Raw genomic sequence first — 16804 nt, 5'->3', positions numbered from 1 at the left:
GAACCGGTTCCTTGCCAGTGGCAAGCAAGTGTGGCGCGGGCCACGGACGTGGCTCGGTGTGGCAGGCTCCCTCGGGTGAGCCAGGGAGCTGAACAGGGATTCCAGCCGGACGCGATCGTCGTGGGCGCCGGCCTCGCCGGCCTCGTCGCGACCCACGAGGCCGTGAAGGCGGGCAGGAACGTGCTCGTGCTCGACCAGGAGAACCGCGCCAACCTCGGCGGCCAGGCGTTCTGGTCGCTCGGCGGGCTGTTCTTCGTCGACTCCCCCGAGCAGCGCCGGATGGGGATCAAGGACTCCACCGAGCTGGCCTGGCAGGACTGGCAGGGCTCGGCGGGCTTCGACCGGATCGGCGAGGGTGACGGTCCCGACCGTGGCGAGGACCACTGGGGCAGCCGCTGGGCTCGGGCGTACGTCGACTTCGCGGCTGGCGAGAAGCGCGCCTACCTGCGCGAGCTCGGCCTCAAGTCGCTGACCTTCGTCGGCTGGGCCGAGCGCGGCGACGGGTCCGCCAGCGGCCACGGCAACTCGGTCCCGCGCTTCCACCTGACCTGGGGCACCGGCCCCGAGGTGGTCCGGGTCTTCCTCGAGCCGGTCGAGGCCGCCGAGGCCCGGGGCCAGGTCCGCTTCGCCTTCCGGCACCAGGTCGACGAGCTGGTCGTCGAGGACGGTGCGTGCGTCGGCGTCCGCGGCTCGGTCCTCGAGCCGTCCGACCTGCCGCGCGGCGTGAGGTCGTCGCGCGAGGTCGTCTTCTCGTTTTCCCTGAGGGCGCCGGCGGTGATCGTGACGTCCGGCGGCATCGGCCACAACTTCGAGCTGATGCGCGCCAACTGGCCCACCGACCGGGTCGGGCCCGCACCCGAGCACATGATCGCCGGCGTACCCGCCCACGTCGACGGCCGGATGCTCGCCATCACCGAGGCCGCCGGCGCCAACCTGGTCAACAAGGATCGGATGTGGGCCTACGTCGAGGGCATCCACAACTGGGACCCGGTCTGGCCCGACCACGCCATCCGGATCCTCCCCGGCCCCTCGTCGATGTGGTTCGACGCCGACGGCCACCGCCTCACCGGGATGTCGGGCGTCCCCGGCGCCGACTCGATCGGCTCGATGAAGCAGATCCTCGCCACGGGCGCCGACTACTCGTGGTTCGTGCTCACCCAGTCGATCATCGAGAAGGAGTTCGCGCTCTCCGGCTCCGAGCAGAACCCCGACTGGACCGAGAAGGACGTCCGGATGATGCTCAAGGAGCGGCTCGGCAAGGGCGCCACCAGCCCGGTCGAGGCGTTCAAGGAGCACGGCGAGGACTTCGTCGTCGCATCGTCCCTCGACGAGCTGGTCGCGGGGATGAACAAGATCGCCCGCGGCGGCCGGGTCCTCGACGTCGAGGTGCTGCGCAGGCAGATCCAGGACCGCGACCGGCAGATCGACAACGCCTACTGCAAGGACGCCCAGGTGATGGCGATCCACAACGGGCGCAAGGACCGCACCGGCAAGATCATGCGGGTCGCCAAGCCCCACAAGATCCTCGACCCGGCCCACGGCCCGCTGATCGCCGTACGTCTCAACATCTTGTCCCGCAAGACCCTCGGCGGCATCGAGACCAACCTCGACAGCCAGGTCGTGCGCCCCGACGGCACCCCCTTCCCCGGCCTGTACGCCGCCGGCGAGGTCGCCGGCTTCGGCGGGGGCGGCGTCCACGGCTACAACGCGCTCGAGGGCACCTTCCTCGGCGGCTGCATCTTCTCCGGCCGGGCCGCCGGGCGCGCCGTCGGCTCTCGTTGACTTGCCGCATCCTCACCGTTGAGTCGCCGCATCCTCACCGTTGAGATCGGCAACTCAACGGGGAGAAGGCGGCAACTCAACCAGGAGGATGAGGCAACTCAACGGGACGGGTCGACCAGGATCTTCGCGTGCCGCTCGGGGTCGCCGAGGTCCTCGAATGCCCCGGCCACGCCGTCCAGCCCGACGACACCCGTGACGAGCGGGCGCACGTCGACCTTGCCGGACGCGATCCACTGCAGGGCCTGGTGGAACTCACTGGGGTCGTAGGCGAACGCGAAGCGGAGGTCGATCTCCTTGTTGATCGCCATCGACGGGCGGAAGGTGTCCTCGCCCATGCAGACGCCGACGACGACCACGCGTGAGAGCAACGGAGCGTTCGACACGACGTGCTCGATCATGCCGGGGATGCCGACGCACTCGAACACGACCGGGCCGCGCGGGGTGGCCCCGGCCTTCTCGGCGGCGCGCATGACGTGGGCCCACGGCAGCAGCGGTACGGCGCGCAGCTTGTCCATCGCGTCGATGCCGAGGTCCGCCAGGGCGATCGCCTCGGTGAGGTACCGCTTCGACTCGGCGAAGGAGGCCCAGGGCGACTCGTCGGCGGGGTTCACCACCACATCGGCACCCATCTTCTCCGCGAGGGCACGGCGGCCGGCGGAGAAGTCGCTGGCGATCACGTGCCGCACGCCGGTGGCCTTGAGCATCGCGATCACGGCCAGGCCGATCGGGCCGCAGCCGATCACGACGGCGGTGTCCTTCGCGCCCACCTCGCCACGGCGTACGGCGTGCAGCGCGACCGCCATCGGCTCGGTGAGCGCGGCGGCGTCGGCGTCGAGCTCGTCGGGCACGCGCATCGTCATCGACGGCACGGCGAGCACCTGCTCGGCGTACCCGCCCGAGGCGAGCGGGCTGAGGCCGGTCAGGTGGGTGGACCCACCGGCGCGGAGCACCGGGAGCGCGACGACGCGAGTGCCGACCGGCAGCCGCTTGCGCGTGCCGGGACCGTAGTCAGCGACGGTGCCGACGAACTCGTGCCCCATCACGACCCGGTCACTCGAGCGCATGAAGTGGTCGTAGCCGAGCTCGGCGGCGCCCGCCGCGGTCTCGTCGCTGTGCAGGCGGGCGTGCAGGTCCGACCCGCAGATCCCGCACCGCTCCACGTCGATCAGCACCTGCCCCCGCTCCGGCGTCAGGTCGGGGAGGTCCTCGACGGTGAGCTCGGTGCGGTGGCAGACGACGGCGCGCATGCGGACATCATGCCGCCCGCCGGGGGACGTACCGGTCGAGCGGTCGCTGGTCGGTCAGCTCCCCGATCGCCCGCATCAACGCGTCGGTGGCGGCCCGCACCTCCCCGTTCCGTACGTCGACCGGGGCGCCGATCACGACGGTGACCCGCCCGCGCCGCCACCACCGCCGACCGCCGCCGCCGCGGGAAGGCGGATCGACCACCTCGGTTCCCAGCAAGCCCACCGGCAGCACGACCGCGTCGGGCACCGCCCGAGCGACCCGGACCACGCCGGTGTGACCGCGGTGCAGCCGGCCGTCGGGCGAGCGGGTGCCCTCGGGGTAGATCGCCCAGACGCCGCCCGACCGCAGCAGCGTCTCGGCGGCGGCCAGGGAGGCGGACGCCGCGGAGCCGCCGGCGCGGTCGACGGGGATCTGGCCGGTGACCGAGCACAGCCAGCGCTCCGTCCGCCCGCGCAGCCCGGCACCGGCGTAGTACTCCGCCTTCGCCAGGAACCGCGGCTGGCGCGGCAGCACCAGGGAGAGCACCAGCGAGTCGATCTCGGCGCGGTGGTTGGCCGCGACGACCACCGGGCCGGCGGTCGGGAACCGGTCCAGGCCCACCACCCGCGGACGGGTGAACCACCGCACGACCGGGCCGAGCAGTACCCACCGCAGCAACCAGAACCACATGACAGACCTCCGCGTAGACAATGTCTACTGGCCAGCCTGCCCGACTCTGTAGACAATGTCTACGTGAGCCCGCGCGACCGTCTCGTCACCATCGGCACCGAGCTGCTCGAGGAACGCGGCCTGTCCGCCATCTCGCTGCGCGCCATCGCGAGCGCCGCCGGCCTCTCCCACGGCGCCCCGCGCAGGTACTTCCCGACCTACCAGGCCCTGCTCGCGGCCATCGCGCGCGGCGGTCTCGAGGACCTCGACGAGCAGATCGCTCCGGCGCTGGCCGCCGACGACCTCCACGCCGCCGCCCGCGCCTACCTCGACTTCGCGCGGCAGCGCCCCGAGATGTTCGACCTGATCACCCGCCATGACCTGCTCGAGGGCGCCGGCGGCCACCTGCGCGAGATCACCGGGCGCTGGTTCGCCGACCTCGGCGCAACCCGCGCCACCCGCCGCAGCCCGAGCCCGGAGGAGGTCCTCGCCCTGTGGTCCGGCGTGCACGGACTGGCCGCGCTCACCAGCCGCCGCGCCACCGAGCCGACCGGCATCGACCCGACCGCAGCGCTCGACGTACTGCTGCGGCGGGCGACATAACGAGTACTTGGACGACGAAACTGGCGCTTGGACGAGGAAGCTTCCTCGTCCCAGCACCAGTTTCACCGGCCGGCCGGTGAAACTCACCACCGGCCGAAAAAGCACAGTGCCCCGGCTCCGAGGAGCCGGGGCACTGCGAAGAGGTGAGACCTCAGGCGTTGTCCAGGGCGGACGCGACCCGACGGTGCGCCTCCCAGATCTCCTCGGGGAGACCGTCGAACTGCGCGAGGTGCTTCTCGCGGAAGCCCATCTCCTGCTGCCAGCGCGGTACGTCGATGGTGAGCAGGGTGTCGAGGTCGGCGAGGCACTGCTCGTCGAGGCCCTCGAGGTTGAGCTCCTCGCGCTTCGGCAGCACGCCGACGGCGGTCTGCACGCCCTCGACCTCACCGTTGAGGAACTCCATGAGCCAGTTCAGCGGGCGCAGGTTCTCGCGGTAGCCGGGCCACAGGAAGCGACCGTCGTCGCCACGCTGGAACCAGTTGACGTGCGCGAAGATCGGCTTGGTCGTCGCGCGGCCGATGACCTCGAGCCAGTGCGCGGCGTAGTCCGCCTCCGAGTACGACATGAACGGACGCATCGACATCGGGTCGTAGCGCAGCACGCCCTCGAGGCCGTCGGCGGCAGCGGTGGCCTCGGCGCCCAGGGTGAGGCCGTCGTAGACGCCCTCGGCGATGTCGGTGATCGCACGGATCAGCGGCTCACGATCGCGCGTGCGGCCACCGAAGATGATGCCGTGGATCTCGACGCCCTTCGGGTCCTCGAAGTCCTTGGCGACGTTCGGGACGTTGGCCAGGGTGGTCGTGAAGCGGGAGTTCGGGTGCGCCCACGGGTCGTCGGCGTGCTCCGGAGCCCGGTCGGCGATGACCTCGCCCTTCCAGTCCTCCCAGCCGTCGAGGTCGGTCGGCTTCTCGCCGCGACCCTCCCACCAGACCTCCTGGGTCTTCGGGTTGTAGGCGACGTTGGTGAAGATGGCGCCGGTGCCGTCGACGATGGAGTCGATCGCGGTCGGGTTGGTCTTCTCGTTGGTGTCCTTCGCGACACCGAAGACGCCGTTCTCCGGGTTCATCCCGTAGAGCTTGCCGTCGTCGCCGACCCAGATCCACGCGATGTCGTCGCCGTAGAACTCGACGTAGTAGCGGTCACCGAGGGCGTCGGGCGCCAGCGTCATCGCGAGGTTCGTCTTGCCCGAGGCCGACGGGAAGCCACCGCAGATGTTGTACTTCTTGCCGGTCTGCTTGTCGGTGATGCCGAGCAGCATGAACTGCTCCACGAGGAAGCCGTTCTTCCAGCCGTCGTAGGAGCCCTGGCGCAGGCCGTGGGCGATCTTGCCGAGCAGCGCGTTGCCGCCGTACGACGAACCGAAGTGCAGGATCGTGCGCTCGTCGGCGACGGTCACGAAGTAGCGCTTGTCGTCGGGGGTGCCCTGGCCGAGGTTCTCCAGGTCGCCGGTGACGTGCACGGCCTTGACGAACGAGTCGCCGAGGTCGTTGACGTACTCGACGCCGACGCGGGCCATGCGGATCATCTGCATGACAACGTTGCGGTTGTCGGTCAGCTCCACACCGGCCGCGAACTTCTCGACGGGCGAGCCCTTCGGCGACATGAGGTAGGGGATGACGTACATCGTCTTGCCCGCCGAGGCGCCGGTCATCAGCTCGACGAGCTTCGGCTTCATCTCGGCGGCGGGCTTCCAGTTGTTGTAGACGCCCTTGTCGGCCTCGTTCGAGGTCGCGACGATGGTGCGCTCCTCCGCGCGAGCGGTGTCCTTGTAGTAGGAGCGCGAGTAGTAGCGGCCCTCGCCGGCGGGGAGCAGCTCGCCCGCGTCCAGTGCCTCCTGGATCAGGCGCGCGTCGTCGGCCGCGGACACGACCTCGATGCGCTCTGCTCCGGTGATGTTGGCCCAGTGTGCGACGTACTCACGGACGTGGGGGTTGGTGAGACCCGCCTCGTCGAGCGTCCGCTCCACATCAACCATGTGCTATTCGCCAGCCTTTCGGTCCTTGTCAAGGTGTGGGCACGCTACCCCACAGCCCACCCGGTTTTTTCCGGGGTTCGAATCGTGCGATCCGTGGACACCGTCGTCCGCGTGACAGTCACCATGACACCCGATTTGCGTTGACGCACATCCGCGCGAGTTGGATCGTTCAACCGGCGTTCAGCCGCCGGCCGGGCCGGCAAGGATCTCCCGGGCCCGCCGCAGTCGGCGGAAGTACGTCGCCCGGCTGAGGTACGTCGCCCGCATCACCGCCTCATGGGTGGCGCCGGCGGTCAGGTAGCGGCGGACCACGAGGTCGTGCAGCACGGGCTCGGCCGCGAGCAGCTCCGCGACGCGGGCCCGCACCCGCGCCTGCACCGGCTCACCGGCGGCGGGGTAGTCCTCGAGGGCGGCGACGAGGTCGACCTCCGGGCCACCCTGCTCGGCCACCACCGCGGCGTGGAGCAGCCCGGCGAGGCCGGGGGGCCCGACGTCGGCGACCCAGGTCGTCACCGGGACACCGTCGACCTCGCGGCGCAGGCTCACGGCCTCGGCGTACCCGTAGGCCTCGAGGACGGCACGCTCCTCAGCCAGGTCGCCGACCAGGTTGACGTGATCGCTGCGCGGGTTGCCGATGCCGCACTGGGCGAGCCCCGCCGCGTTGCGGACCCGGACGACCTCCGCCTCGTCGACGTCGTCGAAGGTCAGCTGGACCGCGCTCAGCACCGCCCGGTCCGGTCCGCCGGCGCGACGGGCGTGCTCGACGACCGGCGCGACCAGCCGGCGCCGTGGGCCGGTGATGCCCTCGGCCGCGGACATCGCGAGGGCGGCGACGAGCGCGACCGGGCGTCCGTCCCCGCGCCGGACGACCCGGGTGCCCTCACCCAGCCACGGCGCGACCACCGGCCACACGCCGGGGTGGCGCACCGCCAGCTCGCGGCGCACGACGGCCGCGTCGCTGGCGCGCCAGCGGTCCGCATAGTGGCGACCCAGCGTGGTCGGCCCGAGTCCTGCCCGGATACCGGGGTCCGCGACCAACGCGGCCAACCGCGGCAGCGCACCCGCTTCGCCGGCGACCGCGCGGGCGTGCTCGTGCTCGGCGACCCGCAGCACCGCGGCCGCTGCCCGTACCGGCTCCTCGGCCCGCAGCCGGTCGGCGAGCTGGCCGGCGAGGGAGGGATGCAGCACCAGCCGGTGGCCGACCGCCTCCACCACGCTCGTCTCCCGCAGCGCGGCGACCAGCTCCTCGACCCGGTCGGGGAAGAGCGCCGCCAGCATCGGTACGTCGACCCCGGCGGCGAGGACCAGCACGGCGAGCAGGTCGGGGTCCAGCCGGTCGAGCGCCGCGTCGGTGAGGTGGGCGACGAGCTCGTCACCTGAGCTGCGCACCAGCTCCGCGAGGTCCCGATCACCGTCACCGGCACCGGCGGCGGCGGCCCAGGCCCGGGCACCGAGGACGAGTGCCAACGGCAGTCCGCCGGCCTGCGCGACGAGCGTCGCCCGCGCTGCCGGGTCGTCGAGACCCCAACGGACGAGGAGGGCGTCGGCCTCGGCCGGCGTGAGCCCTGCCAGCCGGACCTGCACGGCCAGGGCGGCGAACGGGTCGGGCAGCCAGCGCGCCGGCAGGGTCCGCGCCGCGAGCACGACGCACGCGTCCTCCGGCAGCCTCGCGATCGCGGCCACCAGGGCGGCGAGCGCGGGACCGAGTGCGTCCACCTCGTCGACCATCACCACCCGACCCGGACCCTCCACCGCCTCGAGCCTTGCGAGCACGTCGTCGACGCGCGCATCGAGAGCCACGACCCCGCGGCCGGAGCGCTCCCCACGCCGGCCCGCCTCGCGCAGGCCGGCGCTCTTCCCGCTGCCGGCGCGGCCGGTCACCACGAGCAGGCGGTGCGGTCCGATCGGGTCGAGCAGCAGGTCCAGCCGGCGGTCGAGGTCGGCGGGACAGGCGTAGCGCCGGGCATCCAGTGTGGCGGCGTACGACGCCAGCGTCGGCCCCGCGGGCTGCCCCGTCCGGAGCCGGACGATCCCCATGTCCCTCAGCCTAGGATCAGTGTTGACGAGTGGTCAACGGTTCGGCGTAAGGTCGCGACGTGTCCACCAGCCTCCTGCGCGGCCTGCGTGCCCTCGAGATGCTGGGCACCGAGGCCCTCGGGGTCTCCGAGATCGCCCGCCGGCTCGGCGTCGACAAGGCCGGCGTCTCCCGGATGCTCGGCCAGCTGCACGCGGAGGGCTGGGTACTGCGCACCGGCGCGCGCTACGTCCTCGGCGAGCGCGCGCTGACGATGGTCACCACCGACCCGGCCGGCGTACGGCGCCGAGCCACCCGGGTCGCCGCGCAGCTCCACGAGCGCACCGGCCTGACCGCGGTCGTGCTCCGGCTCTCCGGCGACGGCAGCCAGCCGGTGGCCGTGGCCGGTCCGACGGACTTCCTCGAGCCGGACGAGCCGTTCGAGCATCTGTGGTCCACGGCCGGGGGCGTCGCGCTGCTCGCGCAGCTCCCCGACCCCGAGCTCGAGCGTCGTCTCGCCGTCTCGCCCTGGCCCCGCCCGTCCGCCGCCGCACCCCGCGACGCCGCCGACGTGCGGCGACTCGTGCGGGCCGTGCGGTCCGGCTCCGCCGCGGAGGAGCGGTCCTGGACCATCGCCGGCGTCAGCTGCGTCGCCCTCCCGTGGCCACTGCTCGAGCCCGCGCCGCCGTACGCCGTGCTGGCGGTGGGCCCGACCGACGACCTGGAGCGCGACCCCGACGCGGTCCGGCAGGCCGTGCGGGACGCGGTCGCGGGATGAGCCCCGCCCAGGAGTCTCACCCTGGTCTCACCCTGCGCCGATCCTCTCGGCGGCACGCCGCCGGATGGCCACGATCACCGGCGTGACCACTTCTCCGCGCCGCGTGGCCGGCCTCCTCGTCGCCCTTCTCCTCACCCTTGCCGCCCTGGTGGTGCCACGGGCCCACGCCGAGACCGGCGCGTCGGGCAGCGGCAGGGCCGTCACCGTGACCCCGGCCCGGCCGATGGCCGGGGAGCGGACCCGGTTCAGCGGACGGATCGGCGCGAAGAACGGCCCCGCCGCCCTCGAGCGGAGGAAGGGCAAGCGCTGGGTCACGGTTGCCCGCGGCAAGGTGAGGAACGGGAAGTTCAAGGTCACCGCGAAGGTGAGGAAGCCCGGGACCTACCGGGTCCGGGCCGGGGGCTCCACCTCGAAGAAGGTCAAGGTCCGGCTCGCGGCACAGGCGGCGCAGATGGGTGTGGGGGCGCCGTTCGTCGCCGGTCTGCCGCGGCAGGCCCTCGCCACCTTGACACCGGCGCGCGCGGGCCGGGTGGTCTCCCTGCAACGGCTGACCGGGACGACCTGGTCGACGGTCGCCACCGGGACCACCGACGGTGCGGGCGTGGCGAGGATCCCGTACGCCGGCGGCCCGGTCGGCACCGCGTCGTACCGCGTCGTCGGCGAGCGCCACCGGGGCTCGGCCGCGACGGCCTCGGCACCGCAGCCGGTGCGCACCGCCGCCTCGCCGGAGCTGGTGAGCGCGGGGACCAGTGCGTCGGAGCACTCCTCCGATCCGTCGGTCTCGGCGGACGGGCGGTGGGTCGCCTTCAGCTCCGAGTCGCCCCTCCTGCCCAGCGACACCGATGACGACGACGACATCTACCTGTTCGACAGGGTGACCGGAGGCCTCACCCATCTCGTGGCCGGCGCGACGGGACACGTCAACAGCCCGATCCTGTCCGGCGACGGACGTCACGTCGCGTTCCAGTCCGACGCGATCGACCTCGCCGGCGAGCCCGGCTACGACTACGACGTCTTCGTCCTCGACCGCGCCACCGGTCAGGTCGAGCTGGTGTCGACGACGGCGGGCGGCACGACACCGGCCGACGACGACTCCTACCTCTACGACATGAGCGACGACGGCCGGGTGGTGGCCTTCACCTCGACCGCCACGGACCTGGTGGCGTCCCTGCCCCCGCCGGACCACACCGTGCGGCACGCCTACGTCCGCACCCGCGGCGACATCAGCCGGGGTCTCGACCGGGTCGGCCTCGGGTGGTCCGACGCCAACGTCTTCGGGCTCGACCTGAGCGCCGACGGTCGTCGGGTCACCTTCCAGAGCGGCGACACCGACCTGGACCCGGGCGACGTCGACGGGTCCGCCATCTTCGCCTGGGACGTCGCCGTCTCCGGGACGATCTCGGGCCGGAGCAACCTCACGCCCGACATCGACGCGGACAGCCCCTCGCTGAGCGGCACCGGGGACGTGCTGGCCTTCACGACCGCCGAGGCCCTGTCGGCCCAGGACCTGAACGGCGCGCGCGACACCTACCTCCGTGTCGCTCCCGGCAGCTTCGTCCTCGCCGGCCCGTACGGCGCCGCGGGCAACCCCGGCGGCACCCTCTCCGACGACGCCCGGTACGTCACGATGGGGACCAAGAACGTGCTGCCCGGCGACACCAACGGCGGCCAGGCCGACATCGTGGTCTGGGAGCGGGCAAGCGGCACGAGCACGCTGGTGACCCGCGCCGGGGCCGGAGCCAGCGGCGAGGACCAGCTGTCCGCGGACGGCTCGGTCCTGGTGTTCGGCTCGGCGGCGGCGGTGGCGCCCGGCGCGACGGGCAACTACGACGTGTTCGCCGTGGTGATGCGATGAGGGTCCCCGCCACGCTCGCCACCCTGGTGGTGGTCGGACTCCTCGCTCCGTCGCCGGCCGCCACCGCTGCCGACGACCCCTGGGCCGGCGTGACCTGGTCAGCGCCCGAGGGGGTCTCGCCGGCGGGCATCGACGTGGCCGCCGGTGGGGTGTGGCCACTGGCCGACGGCAGCCTCCTCGCCCTGTGGTCGGTCGTCGACGACCCGACCGCAGGAGGAGACGGTCCGGCCCAGGTCTGGTCGAGCAGCCGCGGGCCGGGCAGCGAGGTCTGGACGCCACCCGTGGCCGTCAGCGACTTCCAGCAGTACTTCACCGCCTACCCGAACTTCGTCTGGGACGTGGATCCGTCCGGCGCGGCGGTGGTGGCCTGGACGCAGTACGACGACGCCGCCGACGTGTGGACCTACCGCGCCGTCGTCCGCACCGCCGCCGGCACATGGGGTGCGCCGACGACGGTCGCCGCAGGTGGGACCGACGGGCTCGGACCGATCAGTCTCGCCGGCCGGAAGGCGGTGGCGGTCGCCCCCGACGGCGGGGCGACGGTGGCGTTCGAGGCCAGGGAGCCGGCCGCGAGCCCCGGTGAGACGAGCGCGGACAGGGAGGTGTTCCGCACGCACTGGTCCGGCACGGCGTGGACCGCGCCCGAGGAGGTCTCGGTCGAGACCCCGCCCTTCCCGATCGTGTGCGCCGAGCCCGACCCGGACGACTGCCCCGACCGCGAGGGCCACTCCGACCAGCCGGCCGTTGCCTTCGACGGGTGGGGCCGGGAGTGGATCGCCTGGGTGCACACCGAGGCGGCCGACGAGCCCGCCGAGGAGGCCGGCATCTTCGTGAGGGGCGCGGTCACCAGCCACCTGGCCACAGGTTCCGAACAGGATCCGCGCACCTTCGCCCTGGCGGGGATCGACGCCGACCCCGCCGGCGGCATCGCCCTGGCCTGGACCCGCGAGGTCGCCTCCGGCAGGGAGACCTGGGCCCACGCGGGTGGCGACGTGACCGGCGCGACCAGCCTGATCACCCCCGCGTCGGTGAACGGGTCGGTCCGCTCGATCGCGATGGCGCACGGCCAGGCGATGGTCGTCGTCGCGACGGGGACGGCCGGCGTCGACGGGAGCCGCGACCTGCTCACCTCGCACCGCGCCGCCACGGGCGCCTGGGCGTCGCCCGCACCGATGGTCGAGGGCAGCAGCGCGGTCCGCGGTGTGGGGGGACGAGCGTTGATCACCCCGGCCGGCGTACCCGTCGTCGGCCACACCGACGGCGGCGACGGTGCGGTGCTCGCCCCGACGACCTCCGGGTGGGCCCGCACCGAGGTCGACGGTGTGCTCGGGTCGCTCCAGGTCGCCGCCTCCGGCGTGCTGTACGCCGGGTCCCGCGTCGTGGACGGCGGAGTCCACCGGCTCCGCGTGAGCGTGAGCAGCGCAGGGCCGGCCACGGTGACGCCACCCTCCCCGCCCCCGGGCCCGGCGCCACCGCCGGGGCCGACGCCGGGGCCGACGCCGAGCCCGTTGGTCGTCGTCGACGACGGCGCCCTCGGGCGCTCGAGCGGCTGGCAGCGGAAGACCGGTGCGGCGTACGACGGTGGCACCGCCCTGCTCGCCAAGCGCAAGGGGGCCGTGCTGACCCTGCCCCGGACGCCGTTGACGCAGGTGGGCGTCCTCGCCACCACCTGCAGCCGATGCGGGAAGGTCGAGGTGTTCGTGGGGAAGCGCAGGGTGGGCCGGATCTCGTTGAAGGGCGCGAGTGCCCACCAGCAGACCCGGCTGCTCCCGGCCTTCGCGGCGCGTTCGGGCAAGGTGCGCCTGGTGGTGGTCACCCGCGGCCGAGCGGTGCGGATCGACGCCCTGGTGATCCGCGCGGGCTGAGGCCGCCAGACGACTCCCGGTCACCGGTACCCGCGTCCCGTGCGACCGGGACGGCTGTTTGGCTGGCGTCGTGCTGCGCACCCACGCCCCCGAGGTCGCCGGCCTGCTGGCCCGCCTGCCCCTCGTCCCGCTCGACGCGCTGGTGGCCGACGAGCCCGACGAGGTCGTCGCCTTCGCCGAGCAGTTCGCCGTCGACGTCTCGATGATCAGCCCCGACCAGCGACAGGCCCTGATGACCGCCCTCGGCCCGCGGACCCGCACCTTCGCCGGCCACCTGTACGTCGCCGACTGGCTCCCCCGCGCCCGCCGCGCCCTGGACCAGCTCGCCGGTTCGACGACGCCCTGGCCGGTCGCGACCGACCCCGGCGAGGACCCGTGGCCCACGCTCGACGAGCTGTGGCGCGCCATCGCCCGGCTCCGCGTCCTCGACCCGCTGACCACCGAGTTGCTCCGGCTGCGCCAGGCTCGCCAGCACAACTGCCGGATCTGCCAGTCGCTGCGCAGCCGCTCGGCGCTGGACGCCGGTGGCGCCGAGGAGACCTACGCCGAGATCGACGACTACGCCGCGAGCAGCCTGTCCGAGCGGCACCGGACCGGCCTGGCCGTGGTCGACGCCCTGGTCTGGGACCCGTCCGGGCTCGGCCCCGACCTGGTCGCCGACGTCCGACGCCACTTCTCACCGGCCGAGCAGGTCGAGCTCGTCCTCGACCTGCTGCGCAACGCGGCCAACAAGATCTCGGTCTCCCTCGGGACCGACGAGGCCCACGTCACCGAGGGCACCGAGGTGTACGACGTGCTCGAGGACGGCAGCGTCGTCTTCGGGCTCGGTTGAGCGACGCCAGGACGGGTAGGAGCGCCCCCATGAGCTTCCCGCCCCCTCCCCCGACGGGACCCCCGACGGGACCGCCGCCGGGCTACCCGCCGTACCCGCCCTTCGGTCCCCCGCCGCGCAAGGGCAACGGCGCGCGGATCGCGCTGGTCATCGTGGGCGTGCTGGTCGCCGTCGTGCTGCTCGGTGTCGTCGGCGTCGGCGCCTTCCTCATCGCCGGCGGCGGCGATGACGATGACCGCGCCTCGGAGACGCCCACCCGCACCAGGGAGACCTCGGAGCCGACCTCCGAGCCGACCTCCGAGGCGACGTCGGGCGCGACGTCCGAGGCCACGACCGAGGGCAGCCCCACCTCGCCGGGCTCGGGCCCGTCCACGCCGTACACCCCCTCCGACGACACCGACGACGACATCCACAACGACGTCAAGGTCGCCGACTTCCCGGGCAACTGGGACTTCAAGCTCGGCGACGTCGAGCACCACGCCACCCTGGTCAGCTCCACGGACCACGCGAGCTGCGCGCCGGTCGAGAAGGGCTCGGTACTCACCGACCAGCGCTGCACGTACGCCGCCCAGTGGGTCTTCAACGCCCTCGGCGGCAAGGTCCGGATGACCCACCTGTTCCTCGTCTTCGACACCGAGCGGCATGCCAAGGCGGCCCAGGGCGCGATGAAGGACACGGACTTCGAGCTGCCCGACGGCAGCATCTACCCCTCCTTCGTCCAGGGGCAGTGGAACTCCAGCGTCTACGGCAACATCGTCGCGGTCACCATCGGTACGTCGAAGGTGAAGGTGAACGAGAAGAAGCTGAACTCGCTGGTGAACTACATGAACACCGACTTCAAGACGGCGCTGCTGTTCAAGTCCTGACCCGCACCGGGCGAGGGTCCGGAAAAATTGGAAGCCGCCGCAGGCGTCTCGGGTCACCTGCGGCGGCGTGAGAAGCATGCCAGAGCGCCCTTGGGGTTGTCATCAGGTTGCGAGAAAAACTTTCCGGCCCCCGCGAGCGTCGTACCGCCTAGGCTCGGACCATGGGGGACCAGAGGGCCGATGACACGCGCCCGGGCGACGAGGTGAGCCTGGCGGCGCTCTACGAGCTGGTGCCGGCGACCGAGGACTTCGACGCCCCGCCGACGCCCGGGCAGGCGCAGGGGATGGTCGAGCACCTGCTCGAGGGCGAGGTCATCCCCGACGACGCCGACGATCCGGACGAGCCCGACCAGGACTGACTCAGCGCTCGCGGTACGCCGGCGCGCGCCGGCTCGGCACCGGCTCCGCGCTCGCGAGCAGCGGGAGCACGCGAGGCGGCACGAGCACGGACAGCACCATCACGCTGGTGGAGCGGACGACCGCGGAGGCCTGGTCGATCCGCACCAGCGTGGCCTGCAGCTCGGGGTGCGACCGGGTCGCGACCCGGCAGAGCACGTCGAAGGATCCGGTGGTGACGTAGGCCTCGAGCACCTGCGGTATCTGCTCGAGGTCGCGGGCCACCTCGTCCAGCGCGCCCTGCGCGATCTCGAGGGTGACGTAGGCCTGCACCTCGAACCCGGCTGCGGCGACGTCGAGGGTCGGGTCCCAGTCGGAGATCACGCCGGCCTCGCTCAGCCGGCGCAGCCGGCTCTGGACCGTGGCGCGGGCGACCGACGTCAGCCGGGAGAGCTCGAGATCCCCGGCGCGCGGATGCTCGGTGAGGGCGGTGAGCAGGGCGAGGTCGATCTGGTCCAGGGTCAGCACCCGTCCAATCTAGTCAATCTGCCTAGTTGTATGCCCGAGCGTCACGTAGATCTGCGCAGCATGACCACCTCCGGGTGGTCAGGTTGTGAGGTCCGGCGCCGGGCTGATCTGCTCGCCCCATGCAGGCCACCCACATCTGGGGCGACGAGCGTCGCGTCACCGATGCCGCCGTGAAGATCGCGTCCGCCCGGATCTCCAGTCCCTCCGACCCGAAGACCACCGCGCGCCCGATCTCCGCGCTGCGCGCCGACGCCGGTACGACGATCACGCCCGCGGGCATCGGGGTCGACCAGGCCTTCTCCGTCTTCCAGGACGTCATCGCCCCCGCCACCCGCGCCCAGGACGACCCGCTCAACCTGGCCTACATCGCGGCCGCACCGACCCGGGCCGCGCTCGCCTTCGACGCCGTCGTGTCGAGCTTCAACATCTTCGGCGGCACCTGGGAGGCCGGCGCCGGCGCGATCTTCGCCGAGAACGAGGCGCTGGCCTGGCTGGTGTCGCTGCTCGGCTGGCCCGAGGACGCCGGCGGCTGCTTCGTCTCCGGCGGCACCTCCGGCAACCTGTCGGCGCTGGTCACCGCGCGGCACACCGCGCTCGCCCGCCGCGGCTCGCGGCCCGAGGGCGGCTGGAAGATCGCCTGCACCTCCGGTGCCCACTCCTCGATCCTCGCCGACGCGCGGGTGATGGACGTCGAGGTCGTCGAGGTGCCCGAGGGCGACCGCGGCCAGCTCACCGGCGCCGCGCTGCGCGCCGCCATCGCCGAGGAGCCCGGCGTCTTCGCCGTCGTCGCCTCCGCCGGCACCACCAACGCCGGGATCATCGACGACCTCGACGACGTCGCGGACGTCTGCGAGGAGCTCGGGATCTGGCTCCACGTCGACGGCGCGTACGGCGGCGCGGGGCTCGCCGCCCCCTCCGCCCGGGCCCGGTTCACCGGCATCGAGCGAGCCGACAGCTTCATCGTCGACCCGCACAAGTGGCTGTTCGCGCCGTACGACTGCTGCGCCCTGCTCTACCGCGACCCCGACCTGGCCCGCGCCGCGCACAGCCAGCACGCGTCGTACCTCGACCGGATCGACCGCGAGGCCTGGAACCCGACCGACCTCGCCGTGCACCTGTCACGGCGCGTGCGCGGGCTGCCGTTCTGGTTCAGCCTGGCCGTGCACGGCACCGACCGCTACACCGCGGCCGTCGAGCAGACCCTCGCCACCACGCGGGCCGTGGCCGACGCGATCGAGCAGAGCGCGACGCTGCGGCTGCTGATGGAGCCGGACCTGTCGGTGCTGCTGTTCGACCGCCCGGGCTGGAGCCGCGACGACTACTACGCGTGGTCCGACGAGCTCTCCCGCGCCGGCCGGATCCTCTGCGTCCCGACGTCCTGGCGCGGCCGGACCGTGCTGCGGCTGGCGTTCGTGAACCCGGCGACCGACCCGGCGGCGGTCATCGAGATCCTCACGACGACGACGGCCTGATT

14 protein-coding genes are annotated in these 16804 nt (G+C 72.9%); 9 read left to right on the top strand and 5 right to left on the bottom strand.

The annotated features are described in order from the left end of the window. Nucleotides 1-75: 75 nt before the first annotated feature. On the top strand, nucleotides 76-1782 hold the full coding sequence (locus FBY23_RS03955) for an FAD-binding dehydrogenase (RefSeq protein ID WP_141796960.1): 1707 nt from the start codon (nucleotides 76-78) through the stop codon (nucleotides 1780-1782). A 98-nt stretch (nucleotides 1783-1880) separates the two neighbouring features. Here the strand turns inward: FBY23_RS03955 and FBY23_RS03950 are convergent, their stop codons facing one another. Then, nucleotides 1881-3029: a zinc-binding dehydrogenase gene (locus FBY23_RS03950; RefSeq protein WP_141796959.1), complete on the bottom strand. Its 1149-nt coding sequence runs from the start codon at nucleotides 3027-3029 to the stop codon at nucleotides 1881-1883. A gap of 7 nt (nucleotides 3030-3036) precedes the next feature. Beyond that, a complete protein-coding gene (locus FBY23_RS03945; protein ID WP_141796958.1) occupies nucleotides 3037-3699 on the bottom strand; it encodes a 1-acyl-sn-glycerol-3-phosphate acyltransferase in 663 nt (220 codons plus the stop codon). A 63-nt stretch (nucleotides 3700-3762) separates the two neighbouring features. Here FBY23_RS03945 and FBY23_RS03940 point away from each other — a divergent pair, with 63 nt between their 5' ends. Beyond that, nucleotides 3763-4281 carry a TetR/AcrR family transcriptional regulator gene (locus FBY23_RS03940; protein WP_160158152.1) on the top strand — a complete coding sequence of 173 codons (519 nt, stop codon included), beginning with the start codon at nucleotides 3763-3765 and terminating at the stop codon, nucleotides 4279-4281. Nucleotides 4282-4432: 151 nt separating this feature from the next. On the opposite strand, the gene FBY23_RS03935 is transcribed toward FBY23_RS03940, so the two are convergent. Next, on the bottom strand, nucleotides 4433-6256 hold the full coding sequence (locus tag FBY23_RS03935; RefSeq protein WP_141796956.1) for a phosphoenolpyruvate carboxykinase (GTP): 1824 nt from the start codon (nucleotides 6254-6256) through the stop codon (nucleotides 4433-4435). A gap of 180 nt (nucleotides 6257-6436) precedes the next feature. Beyond that, complete coding sequence (locus FBY23_RS03930) at nucleotides 6437-8293, bottom strand: hypothetical protein (RefSeq protein ID WP_141796955.1); 1857 nt, start codon at nucleotides 8291-8293, stop codon at nucleotides 6437-6439. Nucleotides 8294-8352: 59 nt separating this feature from the next. On the opposite strand from FBY23_RS03930, the gene FBY23_RS03925 reads away from it, so the two are divergent. The 6 genes from FBY23_RS03925 (at nucleotide 8353) to FBY23_RS03900 (ending at nucleotide 14825) form a co-directional block, all read left to right on the top strand. Further along, complete coding sequence (locus FBY23_RS03925) at nucleotides 8353-9048, top strand: IclR family transcriptional regulator (protein ID WP_141796954.1); 696 nt, start codon at nucleotides 8353-8355, stop codon at nucleotides 9046-9048. A gap of 82 nt (nucleotides 9049-9130) precedes the next feature. Continuing rightward, nucleotides 9131-10903, top strand: coding sequence for a PD40 domain-containing protein (locus FBY23_RS03920; RefSeq protein WP_160158151.1), 1773 nt, complete (start codon nucleotides 9131-9133; stop codon nucleotides 10901-10903). Continuing rightward, complete coding sequence (locus tag FBY23_RS03915; RefSeq protein ID WP_141796952.1) at nucleotides 10900-12768, top strand: hypothetical protein; 1869 nt, start codon at nucleotides 10900-10902, stop codon at nucleotides 12766-12768. The genes FBY23_RS03920 and FBY23_RS03915 overlap by 4 nt, the downstream gene beginning before the upstream one ends. A 70-nt stretch (nucleotides 12769-12838) precedes the next feature. Next, nucleotides 12839-13600 carry a carboxymuconolactone decarboxylase family protein gene (locus FBY23_RS03910; protein ID WP_141796951.1) on the top strand — a complete coding sequence of 254 codons (762 nt, stop codon included), beginning with the start codon at nucleotides 12839-12841 and terminating at the stop codon, nucleotides 13598-13600. 29 nt (nucleotides 13601-13629) lie between these two features. Beyond that, complete coding sequence (locus tag FBY23_RS03905) at nucleotides 13630-14466, top strand: hypothetical protein (RefSeq protein WP_141796950.1); 837 nt, start codon at nucleotides 13630-13632, stop codon at nucleotides 14464-14466. 161 nt (nucleotides 14467-14627) lie between these two features. After that, nucleotides 14628-14825, top strand: coding sequence for a hypothetical protein (locus FBY23_RS03900; RefSeq protein WP_141796949.1), 198 nt, complete (start codon nucleotides 14628-14630; stop codon nucleotides 14823-14825). Nucleotide 14826: 1 nt separating this feature from the next. Here the strand turns inward: FBY23_RS03900 and FBY23_RS03895 are convergent, their stop codons facing one another. Further along, nucleotides 14827-15330 (bottom strand): Lrp/AsnC family transcriptional regulator, encoded by a 504-nt coding sequence (locus FBY23_RS03895; protein WP_260805726.1) that lies wholly within the window; start codon nucleotides 15328-15330, stop codon nucleotides 14827-14829. Between the two features lie 119 nt (nucleotides 15331-15449). On the opposite strand from FBY23_RS03895, the gene FBY23_RS03890 reads away from it, so the two are divergent. Then, nucleotides 15450-16802: an aminotransferase class V-fold PLP-dependent enzyme gene (locus tag FBY23_RS03890; RefSeq protein ID WP_141796947.1), complete on the top strand. Its 1353-nt coding sequence runs from the start codon at nucleotides 15450-15452 to the stop codon at nucleotides 16800-16802. The last annotated feature ends 2 nt before the right edge of the window (nucleotides 16803-16804 follow it).

This window comes from Nocardioides sp. SLBN-35, from assembly GCF_006715725.1.
GTDB lineage: Bacteria > Actinomycetota > Actinomycetes > Propionibacteriales > Nocardioidaceae > Nocardioides.
Note: the sequence above shows the minus strand (reverse complement) of the source record. Positions and strands in the feature narration are given on the sequence as shown.

Bases quoted from the DNA above. Each gene is read 5' to 3' on its own strand.
- FBY23_RS03915 (WP_141796952.1), top strand. From the start codon at position 10,900: ATGAGGGTCCCCGCCACGCTCGCCACCCTGGTGGTGGTCGGACTCCTC.
- FBY23_RS03950 (WP_141796959.1), bottom strand. From the start codon at position 3,029: ATGCGCGCCGTCGTCTGCCACCGCACCGAGCTCACCGTCGAGGACCTC.
- FBY23_RS03945 (WP_141796958.1), bottom strand. From the start codon at position 3,699: ATGTGGTTCTGGTTGCTGCGGTGGGTACTGCTCGGCCCGGTCGTGCGG.
- FBY23_RS03900 (WP_141796949.1), top strand. From the start codon at position 14,628: ATGGGGGACCAGAGGGCCGATGACACGCGCCCGGGCGACGAGGTGAGC.
- FBY23_RS03930 (WP_141796955.1), bottom strand. From the start codon at position 8,293: ATGGGGATCGTCCGGCTCCGGACGGGGCAGCCCGCGGGGCCGACGCTG.
- FBY23_RS03905 (WP_141796950.1), top strand. From the start codon at position 13,630: ATGAGCTTCCCGCCCCCTCCCCCGACGGGACCCCCGACGGGACCGCCG.
- FBY23_RS03935 (WP_141796956.1), bottom strand. From the start codon at position 6,256: ATGGTTGATGTGGAGCGGACGCTCGACGAGGCGGGTCTCACCAACCCC.
- FBY23_RS03890 (WP_141796947.1), top strand. From the start codon at position 15,450: ATGCAGGCCACCCACATCTGGGGCGACGAGCGTCGCGTCACCGATGCC.